A 1,574-nucleotide genomic window follows, 5' to 3' on the forward strand; every position below is an offset into this window, starting at 1 on the left:
CAGGCGCCGATCGGGGAGTAGCCCGAGGTCATGCCCTTGGCGCAGGTGATCATGTCCGGGACGTAGCCGAACTTGTCGCAGCCGAACATCGTGCCCAGGCGGCCGAAGGCGCAGATGACCTCGTCGGTCACCGGGCTTGGTGCCCAGGTCCGTACCGGCCACGAGGGACAGCTGCTGGCGCAGGGTCTCCACCCCGGCCCCCTGCCGAACACGTCGCAGCAGGACAGCAAACCGGCGACCTGCTCGGCGAGCGCTGACAAGACCCTGCCGGCGAAGTACGTCTCGCCGGCGCAACTCTGCACGGCGCTGAACCGATCGGACCTTCCGGTGCTTCTGGGGACTCCGGAAGAGCACGCGGAGACCGCCCGGGGCAGCGCGGGGTGGATGACCCTGGCAGGCGGCACCAAGATCGCCAGCCCCGAGGCCGAAGTCGACCTGAGGACCTACTCCGTGCGGCTGTCGGCGTCCTACGACGACGTTCCCGTCGCCGAGGCGGCCCGCTACGTGGACTCGTCCTCGCAGGTGAAGATGGTCCTGGGGCACCCTGCCGTTCTCTACTCGAACCGGACCATAGAGATCAGCTTCAACCTCGGCGGAGGCAAGGCCAGCACGGGCCCAGGGGGCATCGCCCGCAGCCTGCTGGTCTCCACCAGCGCCAAAGACGGCGGTGACTCCTTCGAGATGACCATCTGGCGTCAGGACGACGTGCCGCCCGACGACGAGGCACTGTTCCGCATCGCCGAGGAGGTGTTGCCGACGGTCCCGGGCTGGACCGCCGGCTGACGTGCCGTCCGCGCTGGGCTCAGGACTGCTGCGCCCTGCCCATCGTCCTGGTGAAGGTCGCGGGGTCGTCCTCGAAGCCCCGGATGCCGGGATGGAAGTCCCAGCTGCCGGACTCGTCCCGGACGAACTCCCCGACCGTCGCCGCCGTCGCACCGAGGACGTCACCGAAGTCGTCCTCGGTGAGGATGGTGTACCCCTCGCGGATGCGCAGCTTCGGGTTGAGGACGTTGACGAACGTGCGGTGGGCGACACGCTGTTGGATGACGACACCGACCACCACGCGCGCGTACCGGTCGGCGAGCCGGTCGAGCTCCAGCGTCATGACCTCGTCCCAGCCGAAGCCCTTGCCGTCCTTGCTGTCCCGGTTGAGATAGATGGTGCCGTCGGGGGAGCGGCTGTCGAAGTGCACCGCATACGCGGGCGCGCCGTACAGATCGCCCGCCACATACGTGGTGGCGACGATGTCCAGATCGACGGGCGGCTGCCCGGTGGGACTCGGATCCCACTGGAGCCCGACTTCGGCCTTGCGGATCCCCTTGTTGAGGCCGTTCACCACAGTTCCCCTTCCCCGTTCGCCTCGATCGCGTGCCCCAACTGCTGGGCGATCAGCGTTCGTTGTCCATCGTGCCACGCGCGCGGGGGCGCATGCGCCGACGATCTCAGCCGGAGCGTGACCGGCGCCACGCTCCGTGGCCTTACGATGGCGCGGTGCTGGTCAAGTGGATTCGCTGCACCGTGGTGGACCGCCGCGGCTTCGAGCGCGGGCAGCGAAAGTGGGCGGGGCTTCTGGG

The 1,574-nt window shown here is 68.9% G+C and carries 2 protein-coding genes and 2 pseudogenes; 2 read left to right on the plus strand and 2 right to left on the minus strand.

The window, feature by feature from the left end; translation table 11 throughout:
* A pseudogene (locus ACNFOC_RS54200) lies at positions 1–131 on the minus strand (aminotransferase class III-fold pyridoxal phosphate-dependent enzyme); the annotation flags it as partial.
* Between the two features lie 43 nt (positions 132–174).
* Between ACNFOC_RS54200 and ACNFOC_RS54205 the strand changes: the two are divergent.
* The gene (locus ACNFOC_RS54205) at positions 175–783 is read left to right on the plus strand and encodes a DUF6215 domain-containing protein (RefSeq protein WP_416966290.1); all 609 of its coding nucleotides are present in this window, start codon (positions 175–177) and stop codon (positions 781–783) included.
* Positions 784–802: 19 nt separating this feature from the next.
* Here the strand turns inward: ACNFOC_RS54205 and ACNFOC_RS54210 are convergent, their stop codons facing one another.
* Positions 803–1,336: a TerD family protein gene (locus ACNFOC_RS54210; protein ID WP_416966289.1), complete on the minus strand. Its 534-nt coding sequence runs from the start codon at positions 1,334–1,336 to the stop codon at positions 803–805.
* Positions 1,337–1,428: 92 nt separating this feature from the next.
* Here ACNFOC_RS54210 and ACNFOC_RS54215 point away from each other — a divergent pair.
* A pseudogene (locus ACNFOC_RS54215) lies at positions 1,429–1,574 on the plus strand (DUF4937 domain-containing protein); the annotation flags it as partial.

This window comes from Streptomyces colwelliae, assembly GCF_048158785.1.
Classification (GTDB): domain Bacteria; phylum Actinomycetota; class Actinomycetes; order Streptomycetales; family Streptomycetaceae; genus Streptomyces.